Source organism: Parvibaculum sp., from assembly GCF_049651025.1.
Taxonomy (GTDB): domain Bacteria; phylum Pseudomonadota; class Alphaproteobacteria; order Parvibaculales; family Parvibaculaceae; genus Parvibaculum.
The window spans coordinates 1-14,706 of record NZ_JBASBH010000099.1; the positions used below are offsets into that span (position 1 = coordinate 1).

The 14,706-nt window shown below is 61.4% G+C and carries 13 protein-coding genes and 1 other RNA gene; 7 read left to right on the forward strand and 7 right to left on the reverse strand.

The genetic code is table 11. The features are described from left to right. The 6 genes from WA943_RS12645 to WA943_RS12670 all read right to left on the reverse strand — a co-directional run. On the reverse strand, positions 1 to 1,186 hold a 1,186-nt coding region (locus WA943_RS12645; RefSeq protein WP_424470240.1), incomplete at its 3' end, for an ABC transporter ATP-binding protein. Further along, on the reverse strand, positions 1,183 to 2,250 hold the full coding sequence (locus WA943_RS12650; RefSeq protein ID WP_424470241.1) for an ABC transporter permease: 1,068 nt from the start codon (positions 2,248 to 2,250) through the stop codon (positions 1,183 to 1,185). The genes WA943_RS12645 and WA943_RS12650, both read right to left, overlap by 4 nt. Beyond that, on the reverse strand, positions 2,247 to 3,356 hold the full coding sequence (locus WA943_RS12655) for a microcin C ABC transporter permease YejB (RefSeq protein ID WP_424470242.1): 1,110 nt from the start codon (positions 3,354 to 3,356) through the stop codon (positions 2,247 to 2,249). The genes WA943_RS12650 and WA943_RS12655 overlap by 4 nt, the downstream gene beginning before the upstream one ends. A gap of 4 nt (positions 3,357 to 3,360) precedes the next feature. Next, positions 3,361 to 5,256 (reverse strand): extracellular solute-binding protein, encoded by a 1,896-nt coding sequence (locus tag WA943_RS12660; RefSeq protein WP_424470243.1) that lies wholly within the window; start codon positions 5,254 to 5,256, stop codon positions 3,361 to 3,363. Next, the gene (locus tag WA943_RS12665; RefSeq protein WP_424470244.1) at positions 5,253 to 7,133 is read right to left on the reverse strand and encodes an extracellular solute-binding protein; all 1,881 of its coding nucleotides are present in this window, start codon (positions 7,131 to 7,133) and stop codon (positions 5,253 to 5,255) included. Before WA943_RS12665 ends, WA943_RS12660 begins: the two co-directional genes overlap by 4 nt. Before the next feature lie 170 nt (positions 7,134 to 7,303). Continuing rightward, positions 7,304 to 7,918 carry a c-type cytochrome gene (locus tag WA943_RS12670; protein ID WP_424470245.1) on the reverse strand — a complete coding sequence of 205 codons (615 nt, stop codon included), beginning with the start codon at positions 7,916 to 7,918 and terminating at the stop codon, positions 7,304 to 7,306. Positions 7,919 to 8,174: 256 nt separating this feature from the next. Between WA943_RS12670 and WA943_RS12675 the strand changes: the two genes are divergently transcribed. The 4 genes from WA943_RS12675 to WA943_RS12690 all read left to right on the forward strand — a co-directional run bounded on the left by WA943_RS12675 (position 8,175) and on the right by WA943_RS12690 (position 11,108). Next, entirely contained in the window at positions 8,175 to 8,951 is a 777-nt protein-coding gene (locus WA943_RS12675; RefSeq protein ID WP_424470246.1) for a 3-deoxy-manno-octulosonate cytidylyltransferase, read from the forward strand. Continuing rightward, the gene (locus WA943_RS12680) at positions 8,948 to 9,814 is read left to right on the forward strand and encodes a prephenate dehydratase (RefSeq protein ID WP_424470247.1); all 867 of its coding nucleotides are present in this window, start codon (positions 8,948 to 8,950) and stop codon (positions 9,812 to 9,814) included. The genes WA943_RS12675 and WA943_RS12680 overlap by 4 nt, the downstream gene beginning before the upstream one ends. A gap of 73 nt (positions 9,815 to 9,887) precedes the next feature. After that, a complete protein-coding gene (locus WA943_RS12685) occupies positions 9,888 to 10,604 on the forward strand; it encodes a hypothetical protein (RefSeq protein WP_424470248.1) in 717 nt (238 codons plus the stop codon). 78 nt (positions 10,605 to 10,682) lie between these two features. Further along, a complete protein-coding gene (locus WA943_RS12690; protein WP_424470249.1) occupies positions 10,683 to 11,108 on the forward strand; it encodes a DUF3617 family protein in 426 nt (141 codons plus the stop codon). 81 nt (positions 11,109 to 11,189) lie between these two features. Here WA943_RS12690 and nudC read toward each other — a convergent pair whose 3' ends face one another. Then, positions 11,190 to 12,134, reverse strand: a complete 945-nt coding sequence (gene nudC, locus WA943_RS12695; RefSeq protein ID WP_424470250.1) for an NAD(+) diphosphatase — start codon at positions 12,132 to 12,134, stop codon at positions 11,190 to 11,192. Between the two features lie 136 nt (positions 12,135 to 12,270). Between nudC and ffs the strand changes: the two genes are divergently transcribed. From ffs to WA943_RS12710, 3 genes are all read left to right on the forward strand, one after another. Next, positions 12,271 to 12,367: signal recognition particle sRNA small type (gene ffs, locus WA943_RS12700), an RNA gene on the forward strand. A 29-nt stretch (positions 12,368 to 12,396) separates the two neighbouring features. Next, the gene (locus WA943_RS12705) at positions 12,397 to 14,253 is read left to right on the forward strand and encodes a DNA polymerase III subunit gamma/tau (protein WP_424470251.1); all 1,857 of its coding nucleotides are present in this window, start codon (positions 12,397 to 12,399) and stop codon (positions 14,251 to 14,253) included. Between the two features lie 17 nt (positions 14,254 to 14,270). Continuing rightward, on the forward strand, positions 14,271 to 14,567 hold the full coding sequence (locus tag WA943_RS12710) for a YbaB/EbfC family nucleoid-associated protein (protein WP_424470252.1): 297 nt from the start codon (positions 14,271 to 14,273) through the stop codon (positions 14,565 to 14,567). The last annotated feature ends 139 nt before the right edge of the window (positions 14,568 to 14,706 follow it).

Consider the following 14,706-nt stretch of genomic DNA (forward strand, 5'->3'; position numbering starts at 1 on the left):
GCGCCATCCTCTGAACGATAAGCCTCTCCTCGACGATCTGCCCCACCGACATGCGCGGCGAGAGCGATCCGTAAGGGTCCTGAAAGACGATCTGCATATGCCGCCGCAAGGGCCGCATCTCCGCCGACTTCAATCCGTCAATCGGCTGGCCGTCGAAACGGATCGGCCCCTCGCTCGACAGAAGCCGCAGCATGGCAAGGCCAAGCGTCGTCTTGCCCGAACCGGATTCGCCGACAACGCCAAGCGTCCGCCCCTGCCGCACGGTGAGCGTCACCCCATCGACCGCTTTCACATGGCCGACCGTCTTGCGCAGAAAACCCTTTTTGATCGGAAACCAGACCTTGAGATCATCCGTCTCCATGACGACAGGTGAATCCTTCGGTCCGCCAAGCGCGCGGCCCTTGGGTTCCGAGGCGAGAAGATGCTGCGTATAGGCATGTTTCGGCGCGGTGAAGACATCCTCCGTCGCGCCTGCCTCGACAATCTTGCCGCCCGTCATCACGCAGACGCGATCGGCCATCTTCCGCACAATGCCGAGATCATGCGTGATGAGCAGAAGCGCCATGCCCATCTCGCGCTTGAGGTCCTTCAGCAGTTCAAGGATCTGCGCCTGCACCGTCACATCGAGCGCCGTCGTCGGCTCGTCCGCAATCAGAAGGTCCGGCTCATTGGCGAGCGCCATGGCAATCATCACACGCTGGCGCTGCCCGCCTGAAAGCTCGTGCGGATAAGCGCCGAGACGCGCTTCCGGATCGGGAATGCCGACCTTGTGCAGAAGCTCCACCACGCGCGCGCGCACCGCCGCACCGCGAAGCCCCTTGTGCTGGATCAGCATCTCGCCGACCTGCCGCTCGATCGTGTGCAGCGGATTGAGCGAGGTCATCGGCTCCTGAAAGACCATGCTGATCTTCGCGCCGCGAATGGAGCGCAATACTTTCTCGCTCGCGCCGACAAGGTTCTGCCCGCCGAAGAAAATTCCGCCCGACGGATGCCGCGCCTGCGGATAGGGCAGGAGCTGCACGATGGAAAGCGCCGACACGGATTTGCCCGAACCGGATTCACCGACCAGCGCCACCGTCTCGCCCGGCTTGATGTCGAAGGACACGCGATCGACCGCGAGAACCTCGCGTCCCTCGACGCGGAAAGCGACGGAGAGGTCTTTGACCTCCAGCAAAGGGGCGCTCATTGCATCACCTTGCGCGGATCGAAAGCGTCGCGCACCGCCTCGCCGATGAAGATCAGCAGGCTCAGCATGATCGCAATGGAGAAGAACCCGGCAAGGCCGAGCCACGGCGCTTGCAGATTGGCTTTGCCCTGCGCCAGCAATTCGCCGAGCGATGGCGAGCCGGGCGGCAGGCCGAAGCCGAGAAAGTCGAGCGAGGTCAGCGTCGTGATCGACGAGTTCAGAATGAACGGCATGAAGGTCAGCGTCGCGACCATTGCATTGGGCAGCAGATGCTTGAAGATGATGGTCGTGTCCTTCAATCCCAGCGCGCGCGCCGCCTTGATATACTCAAAATTGCGCCCGCGCAGAAACTCCGCGCGCACCACGCCGACAAGCGACACCCATGAAAACAGCAGCAATATGCCGAGCAATATCCAGAAGCTCGGCTCGATCACGGCGGCCATGATGATGAGCAGATAAAGCGTCGGCACGCTGGTCCAGATTTCGATGAAGCGCTGAAAGAGCAGATCGGTCCAGCCGCCGAAATAGCCCTGCACCGCGCCCGCCGCAACGCCGATCACCGAGGATGCAAGCGTCAGCACCAGCCCGAACAACACGGAAATGCGGAAGCCGTAGATCAGTCGCGCCACCACGTCGCGTCCCTGATCGTCGGTGCCGAGCCAGTTTTCGGCAGATGGCGGCGCAGGCGCGGGAACCGGCAGATTGAGATTGATGGTGCGGTAGTCGTAGCGGATGAGCGGCCAGATGATGGTGCCGCCCGCTTCCGAAATAAGCCGCTGCACTTCAGGGTCGCGATAATCGGCCTCCGTCTCGAAATAGCCGCCGAATGCGGTTTCGGGATAGGAAACGAAAACAGGCGAGTAGATCTCGCCCTTGAAGGTGACGAGAAGCGGCTTGTCGTTCGCGATAAATTCGGCAAAGAGCGACAGAAAGAAAAGCGCGAGGAATGCCCAGAGGCTCCAATAGCCGCGCTTGTTCGCCCTGAAATTATGCCAGCGCCGCCGGTTGATGGGCGAGAGCACGAATTTCGGCCGCGCGAATGAAGGAAGAAGGCTCACGCTCAAACCTCCCGCGTTTCAAAGTCGATGCGCGGGTCGACCCATGTATAGGTCAGGTCGCTGACAAGCGTCATCACCAGCCCCATCAGGCCGAAGATATAGAGCGTCGCGAAGACGACGGGATAGTCGCGATTGACGATGGATTCGTAGGAGAGAAGCCCCAAACCGTCGAGCGAGAAGATCGTTTCGATGAGGATCGAGCCGGTGAAGAAGGCGCCGACGAAGGCGCCGGGAAACCCTGCAATCACGATCAGCATGGCATTGCGGAAGACATGGCCGTAAAGCACTTGCCGCTCCGAAAGCCCCTTGGCGCGGGCCGTCATCACATATTGTTTCTTGATCTCGTCGAGAAAGGAATTCTTGGTGAGCAGCGTCGTCGTGGCAAAGGAGCCGATGACGAGCGCCGTCACCGGCAGGCAGATGTGCCAGAGATAATCGACAATGCGCATGGGCCAGGAAAGGTCCGACCAGTTGTCCGACGTGAGACCGCGCAATGGGAAGACGTCAAAGAACGAGCCGCCCGCGAAAAGCACGATCAGAAACACCGCGAACAAAAAACTCGGTATCGCATAACCGACAATGATGACGGCGCTCGTCCACAGGTCGAAGCGCGAGCCATCGAGCATCGCCTTGCGGATGCCGAGCGGTATCGAGATCAGATAGGTGAGAAGCGTCGTCCAGAGGCCCAGCGAAATCGAAACTGGCAGCTTCTCCCCGATGAGGTCGAGCACCTTCACGTCGCGGAAATAGCTCGTGCCGAACTGGAAGCGCGAATAATTCCAGATCATCTTGCCGAAGCGCTCATACCAGGGCTTGTCGAAGCCGAACTGCACTTCGAGCTGCTTGATGAATTCCGGGTCGAGCCCGCGCGCTCCGCGATATTTGCTGTTGAGCGCGGCATCCGCGCCGCCGCCGATATTCTGCTGCGCGAAATCGCCGGACCCTGAGCCGCCGATGCGCGCCGTCGCCGAAATCTCCGTGCCCGAAAGCTGCGCGACAATGCGCTCGATGGGCCCCCCCGGCGCGAATTGCACCAGCAGGAAGCTTAAGGCCATGATGCCGAGAATGGTCGGCACCATGAGCAGAATGCGCCGGATGATATAAGCCGCCATCGCGTCAGCCCTGACCCTTCATGCCGAGTTTCGCAGCCCGCGCCGCATCGACCCACCATGTCTGTTCGACGGCGCGATCATATTTCGCCGCGATCTTCGGCCGGTCGAAAATATTCCAGAAGGCCATGGTGTAGCTCGCCTTGTACCACTGCGGAATCCAGAACTGCCCGGCGCGCAATACGCGGTCGAGCGCGCGCGCGGCGACAACCTGCTGCGCCCGCGCCTCCGCTGCAATGACCTTTTCGATCAGCGCGTCGACGGCGGGATTGGCGATGCCGCAGAGATTGCGGCTCCCCGGTATCGCGGCAAATTCCGAACTCCAATAGCTGCGCATTTCGATGCCGGGCGTAAGGCCCAGCGAATAGCGCTGCACGGTGAAATCGAAATCGAAGGATTTCAGCCGATCCTGAAATTGTGCGGAATCGACAAGCCGCGAGCGCGCATCGATGCCGATGAGCTTGAGGTTCTTCGCATAAGGCCCCTCCACCCGTTGAAAGACGGGATCGTCGCCGAGAAATTCGATGGTCAGTGCCTCGCCCTTGGCATTGCGCCGAACGCCGCCGGAAACTTTCCAGCCCGCCTCGTCGAGAAGTTCCGCCGCACGGCGAAGCTGCTTTCTGTCCTGCCCCGTGCCGTCGCTTGCCGGCGCGACGACCGCAGGCCCGAACGCTGCCGGCGACAATGAAGCGCGAAACGGCTCGAGCAGCGCCAGCTCTTCAGCGCTTGGCAATCCCTCCGCCCGCATCGGCGAGTTTTCAAAGAAACTCGAAGTGCGTTTGTAGAGCCCGTAGAAAAGGTTCTTGTTTGTCCATTCGAAATCGAATGCGAGGTTCAGTGCCTCGCGGACGCGCGGATCGGAAAATTTTTCGCGCCGCGCATTGATGAACCAGCCCTGCGCGCCCGACGGCGTATGATCGGGCAGGGTGACGCGCGTCACGCGCCCGTCCTTCACAGCCGGAAAATTATACTGCGTCGCCCAGACCTTCGACGTGAATTCCTCACGGAAAAGATATTGGCCGGCGCTGAAGGCTTCAAAGCCCGCCGTGCGGTCGCGATAGAACTCTAAGCGGATGCGATCGAAATTCCAGTTGCCGATATTCACATTGAGATCGCGCGCCCAGTAATCCGGCACGCGCTGATAGGTGATGTTGTCGCCCGCTTTGAAGCTGCCGATCTTGTAAGGCCCGCTCGCCAGCGGCGGCTCCAGCGTCGTCGCATCGAACTTCTTCGCCGTGTAGTACGCCTTGGAAAAAATCGGCAGCGTGCTGGCAACGAAGATCGCAAGATCGCGTGTCTGTTTTCCGGTGAACGTCACGACGAGCGTGCGCTTGTCGGCGGCCTCCGCCTTCTTCATCTCGCGCAGATTGAGTGCGATAAGCGGGTGGCCTTTTTCCTTCAGCAGCATGAAGGAGAAAGCCGCGTCCTCTGCCGTCAGCGGCGTGCCGTCATGAAAGCGCGCGGCATCGCGCAGGCGGAACTGGAGCTTGTTGCCGCCCTCCATCACCTGCACGCTTTCCGCGACAAGTCCGTAAACCGCATCCGGCTCGTCCAGCGCGCGCACCATCAACGTATCGAAAATGAAATCGAGCCGCGGCGGCGCATTGCCCTTGAGGATATAGCCGTTCAGCGTGTCGAAGGTGAGCAGCGAGGCATTGAATGCGCCGGTCGACGGCGTTTCAGAAAGCGTGCCGCCCTTGGGCGCATCCGGGTTCACATAGTCGAAATGCTTGAAGCCCGCGGGATAATTAAGCTCGCCGAATATCGAAAGCCCGTGGCGTGCGCCTTTGTCCGGCCCGACCGTCTGCGCACCCGCATGCATGGGCCGAAGCAGCGCGGCGCCGAGGCTCGCACCCATCAGGCCGAGAACGCTGCGCCGTGGAAACCGCACCTGCTCGCTCATGGCTTCTGGGGCGCCTGTTTGTTCGCGGCCTTGCCGCTCGCGTCATACCACCAGATGTCGGGGAAGCCGACGGAATAGGCGGGCGTCGGCGTCGGATGCGCAAGTCGCGCCCAATAGGCGACGCGGCTCTTCGGCGAGAACCATTGCGGCACCACATAATGCCGCCACAGCAATACGCGGTCGAGCGCATGCGTCGCCGCAAGAAGCTCATCGCGGCTCTTCGCGAAAATCACGCTGTCGATCAGTTTTTCGACGACGGGATCGCAAATGCCGATCACATTGCGGCTGCCGGAAATCTTCGACGCTGCGCAGCCCCAGAATTCGCGCTGCTCATTGCCGGGCGAAAGCGACTGGCCGAAGGAATGGACGATGATGTCGAAATCGCGATTGTCGACGCGGTTTTGATATTGCGCGCTGTCGACTGTGCGCAGCGTCACCTTGATGCCGAGCCGCTCAAGCGATTGGCGGTAAGGCCCGACGACGCGCTCGAACATCGGATCGGCAAGCAGGAACTCGACCTGCAATGGCTGGCCCTGCGCATTGACGCGCGCACCCTTCACCGCTTTCCATCCGGCCGCATCGAGAAGTTCAGCGGCGCGGCGCAGATTGGCGCGGTTGTTGCCGGAGCCATCCGTCTTCGGATTGGTGTAGGCCGTTGTGAAAACTTCCGGCGGCAGGTCCTTGCGGAAAGGCTCGAGCAGCTTCAACTCCGCACCCTGCGGCACACCGCTTGAGGCAAGCTCGCTGTTTTCAAAATAGCTGCCGGTGCGCGTGTACTGGCCATAGAACAGCGTCTTGTTCTGCCACTCGAAATCGAAGGCCCAGTTGAAGGCTTCGCGCACGCGCGGGTCTTTGAAAATGTCGCGGCGCAGGTTGAAGGCGAAGCTCTGCATGCCCGCGCCGGTCTGCATGCGCAGTTCCTCGCGCTTGATGCGCCCGTCCTTCACGGCAGGGATGTTGTAGCCGGTCGCCCAGTTCTTGGCGCTGTTCTCGGCGCGGTAATCGACCTGATCGCCCTTGAAGGCTTCGAAGGCGATGGTCGGGTCGCCGTAATAATCGAAACGCATGCTGTCGAAATTCGCCGTGCCGAGTTTCACCGGCAGGTCTTTCGCCCAGTAATCCTTCACGCGTTCATAGACGATGCTGCGCCCGGCAATGACCTTGCCGATGCGATAGGGCCCGCTGCCCAGCGGCGCTTCGAGCGTCGTCTGCGAAATGTCGCGCGTCTTGCCCTTGCTGCCTTGCGCCGTCCAATAGTGCTTGGGCAGGATCGGCAACTGGCCGACGATCTGCGGCAACTCGCGATTGCCCTTGCCCGAAAACGTGAAACGCACCTTGTTCGGCGCGAGCACTTCGGCCTTCGTCACATTGTGATAATAGGCGGCATAAAACGGGTTGAGCTTCTTCAGCGTCTCAAAGCTCCAGACAACATCTTCCGCCGTTACCGGCTTGCCGTCATTGAAGCGCGCCGCCTTGCGCAAGCTGAACGTCACCGAGGAGAAATCATCGGGATAGGAAAGGCTTTCCGCGATCAGCCCATATTCCGCGCCCGGCTCGTCGAGGCTTGTTTCGAGCAGCGTGTCGTAAATGAGCGCGAGGCCCGCCGCCTGCTCGCCCTTGACGATGAAGGCATTGAGGCTGTCGAAATTGCCGATGGCCGCATAGCGCAGCTCGCCGCCTTTCGGCGCGGCCGGGTTCACATAGTCGAAATGCTTGAAGTCGGGACGATATTTGAGGTCGCCGAATAGCGATGCGCCATGCCGCTCCACCTCGGCCGCTCGCGCGGTTTCTCCGGCAACGGCCCATCCTGCGACCGTAAGGGCGGCAAGTGCCGACACGAGAAGCGCCACGCTGCGCCCGGCCTTGCTACGCTTCATCTCTCCTCCCGCTTGATAACCTGTCTCGCTTCCATAACTACCGTTCATTGTGGCCATTTTTTGAGGCGAGCGCGAGCCAATCCGCGCAAACCGCCATTCGCACAAACAAAAAGCGCCCGGAAATTTCCGGGCGCTCTGTTTTGTCGGCCCGCCTGTGGCGGGCTGTCTGTTTAGTGCTTGGCCGCGTCGGGCTTTGCCGCTTCCGGCGCTGCTGTTGCCGGTGCCGCCGCGGCGGGAGCCGCTTCAACCTTGGGCAGGGCTGCGTTGGTGCCAAGCGTGTTCAGATAGACGATGAGGTCGGCGCGCTGCTGCGGGTTCTTGATACCTGCAAAGGACATCGCCGTACCGGCAATATAGCCGCGCGGATTTTCGATGAAGTGCGAAAGCTCCTCGAAGCTCCACACGCCGCCATGCTTCTTCATGGCTTCCGAATAGGCAAAGCCCGGCGCGCTCGCAACCTTGCGATCGACGACATGGAAAAGGTCCGGACCGATCTTCGTGCCGGCGCCTTCCTGGAGATTGTGGCAAGCCGCGCACTTCTTGGACTGTTTCTCACCGGCGGCGACATCGGCCTTGGCGAGCAGCACCGGCAGCGGAACCGCGGCTTCTGCGGGGCCTGCCTCGGCGCCGGCCTCACCCTCGGCAACCACGCCTTCAACGACAAAGGACTGCGGGTTTGCTGCGGGCGTTTCGTAGATGATGTCGGCGACGTTCTTCACACCGAGCACGAGCAGCAGCGAAAAAATGACCGCGCCTGCAATCTTGTTAAATTCAAAACTATCCATTTGCTCTCGTGCCGCCAGGATTCAGTGAAGGGACAGGGGTTATATGCGGCAGGATAGCGATTGAATGCCCTTGCCAGAACCCCCCTTTTTCGCGCGGAGATTAGCCGCTTCCGCGCCCGCGCCGCAAGCCGTATAAGACGCCTCAGGGGCACACGTGAAACTCAGGCGCGCGAGGCCGCTAATCAGGGGCAAATTGCGGCGATCCGTCGCAGGAAAAGAGGCTGTCCCTTCCCCAAACACGGCTGAGGAACGCCTTATGTCCCGTCCAGACCCCGCTTCTGCCTCAAATCCCATCATTGTGATTCCCGCCCGAATGGCCTCGACCCGCCTCCCGGGCAAACCCCTGGCCGACATTGCGGGCCTCCCGATGATCGTTCAGGTCTGGTCACGTGCCCGCGAAGCCGGTCTTGGCCGCGTCGTCGTCGCCGCCGCCGAAGAGGCGATTGCCGATGCCGTCCGCGCCGCAGGCGGCGAGGCGGTGCTGACCGATCCTGACCTGCCGTCCGGCTCCGACCGCATCTGGCAGGCGCTCAATGCGGTCGATCCGGAAGGTCGCCATGACGTCATCGTCAATGTGCAGGGCGACCTGCCGACGCTCGACCCGGCATTGATCCGCACAGCCGCCGATGCGCTCATCGCATCGGGTGCGGACATTTCGACGCTCGCCGCTGAAATCGTCGTGGAAGAAGAACGCACCAATCCCAATGTCGTGAAGGCCGTCATCGCGTTGCGCGAGGGGCAGAGAGCGGGCAGGGCGCTCTACTTCACGCGCGTCACTGCGCCCTCGGGCGATGGCCCGCATTATCACCACATCGGCCTTTACGCCTATACGCGCGCCGCGCTTGCCCGCTTTGTCGCGCTGCCGCCATCGCCGCTCGAACTGCGCGAAAAGCTCGAGCAATTGCGAGCGCTCGAAGCAGGCATGAGCGTCGAGGTGGCGCTCGTTGACACCGTTCCGCTCGGTGTCGATACTCCCGCCGATCTCGAAAAGGCGCGCGCCGCGCTCTCAAAACTCACATCCGGGCGGATATGACCGTGGCTGAAAACACCATCGCTTTTCAGGGCGAACCGGGCGCGAACTCGCATATTGCCTGCGTCGAAGCCTTTCCCGACATGAAGGTTCTGCCCTGCGCCACCTTTGAGGACGTCTTCTCCGCCGTTCAGCAAGGCCGGGCGAAACTCGCCATGCTGCCGATCGAAAACTCGCTGGCGGGCCGCATCGGCGACATTCACCACCTGCTGCCTGAAAGCGGTCTCTATATTGTCGGCGAGCATTTCCTGCGCATCCGCTTCCATTTGCTCGGCGTCAAAGGCGCGCAGATTTCCGATCTGAAAACCGTGCAGAGCCAAACGCCCGCGCTCGGCCAGTGCCGCAATGTGATCCGCGAATTGGGTCTGCGCATGGTCGTCGGCGCCGACACGGCAGGCTCCGCCCGCCAGATCGCCGAGGCAGGCGACAAGTCGCAAGCCGCCATCGCCACCTCGCTTGCGGGCCAGATCTATGGCCTTGATGTGCTGCGCCCCGACATTGAGGACGCCGAGCACAATACGACGCGCTTTCTCATCATGGCGAAAGAGCCCAACGACGCCGAGCCGGAAGACGATCCGGTCATCACGACCTTCATTTTCCGTGTGCGGAACGTGCCAGCCGCGCTCTACAAGGCGATGGGCGGATTTGCGACCAACGGCGTCAACATGACGAAGCTTGAAAGCTATCAGCTCGAAGGCTCCTTCAACGCGACGCAGTTCTATGCCGACATCGAAGGCCACCCCGCATCGCGCAATGTGCGCCTGGCGCTTGAAGAACTCGACTTCTTCACCAGCGAACTCAGGATTCTCGGCATATATAAAGCCCATGCCTTCCGGGCCACGCTTGCCGCCTCCACGACGCGCTGAGCCTCGCCGCGTTGCAAATGCGACGCATATGTGAAAGGTTTGATCCTTAAGCGGTGCTGCGTGAGGATGTTCGATGGCTTCGGGGTTACGTCTAGACGAAACAGTCGACACGCCCGAAAAACCCACACTCCTCAGCCGAATTTACGCTCAAAGCGGCCCCAATCGGGTTCTTGCGCTGTGTCTTCTGGTCGTCACCTGCGTCCAGATCGTCGCCTGCTTCGGCACCATCGACTATTACGCCGAAAACGCATTGTTCGAGCTCAGCCAGGACGTCTTTCTGTTTACCGGAGCGGCCCTCTTCTTCGCCTCCGCCGTCAGGGCCACGAACCGCGTCTCGCGCCTCGCATTGCTCGGGCTCACATTGTTCTGCCTGAGCATTCTCTTTCGCGAGCTGGACGTGCGGGGAACTTTTGCCGAGCCCTATCTCGGCGCGGCACTGCAGAACCGTTTTCATTACGTATTTCTGGGCATCTTGTGGCTTTCGCTATTGCTGCTCTCGCTCCGCCATTTCCGCCTGAGCGTCGTCATCGTGCTGCGCTGGTTGCTCACCTTTTCCGGCGCGCTGATGATTTCAGGCATTCTGTTTTATGTGCTGGGCGACGTTGCCGAGAAGAGATTCTTCACCGGCAACCCTGCATGGAGCGAGATGCTCGAAGAAAGCATCGAGCAACTCGGCACCCTGTTCATCCTGCTCTCGGCCTGGGTGGCGCTGCGCCGCCCGCTCTATGCCAGAACATCCCCTCCTTGTTCGGCGAAGGCAGAAATTTTATCCGTACAAGGCGTGTCCTGACGTCTTCTTCGCTGTGCGATAAGCGTGTTAGCCTTCGCGGCATGTGTGCGTTGCGCACGGATCGCATGGAGAAAATTTATGAAGAAAATGATTTCGATTGCAGTCGCAGCGCTGCTTCTGCCGGTCGCCGCCTTTGCCGCCCCGCCGAACATGGAGCCCGGCCTTTGGGAGCAGGCCATGACGATGGGGGCTCACTCGTTCACGAACAAGGAATGCGTGACGCCCGATATGGTGAAGGACGGTCCCGAGTCGTTGCTGAATCACAGGGACGAGATGGCAGGGAACTGCAAGTCATCGGGGAACTGGAGCGGCAATGTCTACCGTTTCAAGGTTGACTGCTCTGCGCCGGAGCAGGGCGGCACGGTCTCGACGACCGGCACCATGACCTACGAAAGCCCGAGGCGCATGCTTCAGGTCGTCGAATCGACCACCACGATAGAGGGCGCGAAGCAGTCGATGACGATGAAAGTCGATCACAAGCGGATCGGCGACTGTCCTAAATAGCCGCCGCGCCGCTATCACAACCGGGTCGACGGCCATTGGCGTTGAAACGAGGAAAGGCCCGCCATCAGGCGGGCCCTTTTTCTATTGCTCGGCGAAAGTCTTCACGAGCTGATGGGCGATCGCGAACGGCGGCGGCATCCAGAAGCTTCCATCGCCCTTGCCCGCCAGCACGGCTTTGACTTCAGCACGGCTGAACCAGCGCCCTTCGGATAGTTCGATCCCGTCGATCTTGAACGTATCGTTCTCGGCAACGGCCATGCAGCCGATCATCAGCGATGAGGGATAGGGCCAGGGCTGCGTCGAGTGATAGCTCACCGAAGCCGTCGAGAGCCCGGCCTCTTCGTGAAGCTCGCGCGCCACGGCCTCTTCAATCGATTCGCCCGGCTCGATGAAGCCCGCCAGCGCCGAAAACATGCCCTTCGGCCATATCTTCTGCCGCCCGAGGAAGCATGTGTCGCCATGGGTCGCGAGCATGATGACGACAGGGTCGGTGCGCGGAAAATGTTCCGCCTTGCAGGAAGGGCAGGCGCGCTTGTAGCCCGCTTCCGCCATTTCCGTGCGCGTGCCGCAAACCGAGCAGAAGCCGTGGCGCTGATGCCAGTCGATCATGCTCTTGCCCTGCGCGAGGATCGCAAGCTCGCTCGGCGTGATTTCCCCGGCCATGGCCAGCCCGCGCAGTTCTTCAAACGCGCCAAAGCCCTTCAGCGCAGGGTGATTCTCCGCGTTCTTCAAACCGCTCACATCGGCGGCAAAAAGCGATTTGCCGCGCTTGTTGATGCCGAGAAACACGACAAGCGGCTCCGGTCCCGCCAATTCGTGCAGCAGACCCATTCTGAGCCAGCCCACATCCTTGCCCTGGCTCGGCTTTTCTTCCGGCAAAACGAAAGGCTGAAGCCGATGAAACGGCACGAAAAGGCTCGCGCTATCTGCAAGCTGGGCTGCGACCCAGTCCTTGTCGGCGCGGCGATAGCTCGCGCGATCGAGCGGATTGTTGGCAAAGATATTGGGATTCTGGGGGATGCCCATAATTTGACGCTTCCTCTGGACTCTCTTGAATTTTCTTTATGTGAAGGTGGCACGAGACGCCGCCTCGCTCAATGGAATCCGCCTTTGCCACCTCGCCCTTGCATCTGGGGTCTTTTCCCCTGATATACTCCCCTCGGGAGGTTGGCGACGGACGGAGCCCTCGCCAACCCGGTCAGATCCGGAAGGAAGCAGCCGTAACGAGTTAGCCTCGGGTCGTTCGTCCAGCCTCCCACCTATTCCCCCTTTCATTCATGGGAACCCGATGGACGACAGCGTGGAAAATACGGCGCTAGAAGCCATCGCAAATGAAGAGCCGGGTTTTGCCCTGCTCGGCGGCGAGGCGAAATCCCAGCCGCGTCAGCAGGCGTCGGGCTATCAGGTCCTCGCGCGCAAATACCGTCCTTCGAATTTTGACGACCTGGTCGGCCAGGAAGCCATGGTCCGCACCCTCTCGAACGCTTTCGAGACGGGCCGCATCGCCCACGCCTTCATGCTGACCGGCGTGCGCGGCGTCGGCAAGACGACGACCGCCCGCATCCTCGCGCGTGCGCTCAATTACGAAAAGCCCGGCGTGAACGGCCCGACCATTCACATGGACGGCAATGGCGTCCATTGCGAAGCGATCATGGAAAGCCGCCATGTCGACGTGCTGGAAATGGACGCGGCATCGCGCACCGGCATCGACGATATTCGCGAGATCATTGAAAGCGTGCGCTACCTGCCGGTTTCGGCGCGCTACAAGGTCTACATCATCGACGAAGTGCACATGCTCTCGAAAGCAGCCTTCAACGGTCTGTTGAAAACGCTGGAAGAGCCGCCGGCGCATGTGAAGTTCATTTTCGCGACGACCGAAATCCGCAAAGTGCCCGTCACGGTGCTTTCGCGCTGCCAGCGCTTCGATCTGCGCCGCCTCAGCGTCGGCGAACTCACCGGCCTCCTGTCGCGCATCTCGCAGAAGGAAAGCATCGCCGTCGAGGAAGCGGCGCTGAAGCTTCTCGCCCGCGCTGCCGATGGTTCCGCCCGCGACGGCCTTTCGCTGCTCGACCGCGCCATTGCCCATGGCGCAAGCGAAGGCGAGGGCGATATTCTCGAGCTGGCCATTCGCGATATGCTGGGCCTTGCCGACCGCGCCCGCATCTTCGATCTCTTCGACATGCTGATGAAGGGCGACATTGCCGCCGCGCTGGACGAGTTGCGCGCGCAATATGATGCCGGCGCCGATCCGGCTGTCGTCCTCTCCGATCTCGCCGATCTCACTCATTGGCTGACGCGCCTGAAGCTCGTGCAGGGCGCTGGCGACGACATGGCCATGTCGGAAACCGAGCGCGTGCGCGGCCAGGAAATGGCGAGCAAGCTGCCGATCCGCACCCTGTCGCGCGTCTGGCAAATGCTGCTGAAGGGCCTCGTCGAAGTGCAGGGCGCATCGCGTCCCATCGCGGCGGCTGAAATGGTGCTGGTCCGCATCGCCTATGTGGCGGATGGCCCGAGCCCCGAAGAACTGATCGAGCAATTGAAGGGCGGCGGTGCTGTCTCCCGGCCCGCACCTTCCGGCGGTGCGCCCGCGGGTCCATCGGGCGGTGGCCCGCGCGCGCAATTGCGCACCGTGTCCAGCATGGGCGAGCCCGAACGTCGCCCCATCGCCACGCAAGCCGTCAGCGCCGCGCCCTCGATCAATCTCGCGCGCTTTGAAGATGTCGTCGCCTTCTTCGGCGCGCAACGCGACATCCGCATGAAATCGACGCTCGAAGCCGGCATGCGCCTTGTGCGCTTTGAGCAGGGTCACATCGAGATCCAGCCGCTCGAAGGCACCAATGGCGACATTGCGCGCGAGCTTTCCGAAAAGCTGACGCGCGCCTCCGGCCAGCGCTGGGTCGTATCGATTGCAACGGATCGCGCGCAGGCCGCGCCGACGCTGAAAGAGCAGGCGCAAACCCGCGAACAGGCCTTGAAGGAAAGCGCCGAGGCCGACCCGCTTGTTCAGGCGGCGCTGGCGGCCTTTCCGGGCGCAGTGATCGTCAATGTGCGCGACAAGCTGAGCGTCGATCTGCCGTCTGCGAGCGATGGCGAGATCGCACATGACGAATTTCCGAGTGACGACGAAATGGATTTGGACGAGTGAAGAACCTTACCGACATCATGAAACAGGCAAAGGCCCTCCAGTCGAAAATGGAAGGCCTGCAGACCGAGCTTGAAGCGCTTGAGGTTGAAGGCACATCGGGCGGCGGCCTTGTGAGCGTTGCCATGACCGGCAAGGGCGTCGTGAAGCGCGTCAGCATCGCGCCTGAACTCATGAAAGCCGACGAGCGCGAAATTCTCGAAGACCTGATCGTCGCCGCCTCGAACGACGCGAAGACGAAAACCGAAAAACTCGCCGCCGAAAAAATGAAGAGCATCACCGGCGGCCTGCCCATTCCGCCCGGCTTCGGTCTGTGATGAACCTGACGCCCTTTCTCCTTTTCCCCTCCCCCCTTGAGGGGGAGGCGGGAACGCGGAACGCGTTCCGGGTGGGGGGGCTTCTTCGTGAAACACTTTCGGCTGGGCGCACCCCCCTCCCAACCCTCCCCCTCAAGGG

Excerpts from the sequence above, each read along its gene's own strand:
- WA943_RS12655 (WP_424470242.1), bottom strand. The coding sequence starts at position 3,356 with ATGGCGGCTTATATCATCCGGCGCATTCTGCTCATGGTGCCGACCATT.
- nudC (WP_424470250.1), bottom strand. The coding sequence starts at position 12,134 with ATGGGCATCCCCCAGAATCCCAATATCTTTGCCAACAATCCGCTCGAT.
- WA943_RS12680 (WP_424470247.1), top strand. The coding sequence starts at position 8,948 with ATGACCGTGGCTGAAAACACCATCGCTTTTCAGGGCGAACCGGGCGCG.
- WA943_RS12690 (WP_424470249.1), top strand. The coding sequence starts at position 10,683 with ATGAAGAAAATGATTTCGATTGCAGTCGCAGCGCTGCTTCTGCCGGTC.
- WA943_RS12670 (WP_424470245.1), bottom strand. The coding sequence starts at position 7,918 with ATGGATAGTTTTGAATTTAACAAGATTGCAGGCGCGGTCATTTTTTCG.
- WA943_RS12710 (WP_424470252.1), top strand. The coding sequence starts at position 14,271 with ATGAAACAGGCAAAGGCCCTCCAGTCGAAAATGGAAGGCCTGCAGACC.
- WA943_RS12660 (WP_424470243.1), bottom strand. The coding sequence starts at position 5,256 with ATGAGCGAGCAGGTGCGGTTTCCACGGCGCAGCGTTCTCGGCCTGATG.
- WA943_RS12665 (WP_424470244.1), bottom strand. The coding sequence starts at position 7,133 with ATGAAGCGTAGCAAGGCCGGGCGCAGCGTGGCGCTTCTCGTGTCGGCA.
- WA943_RS12675 (WP_424470246.1), top strand. The coding sequence starts at position 8,175 with ATGTCCCGTCCAGACCCCGCTTCTGCCTCAAATCCCATCATTGTGATT.
- WA943_RS12705 (WP_424470251.1), top strand. The coding sequence starts at position 12,397 with ATGGACGACAGCGTGGAAAATACGGCGCTAGAAGCCATCGCAAATGAA.
- WA943_RS12685 (WP_424470248.1), top strand. The coding sequence starts at position 9,888 with ATGGCTTCGGGGTTACGTCTAGACGAAACAGTCGACACGCCCGAAAAA.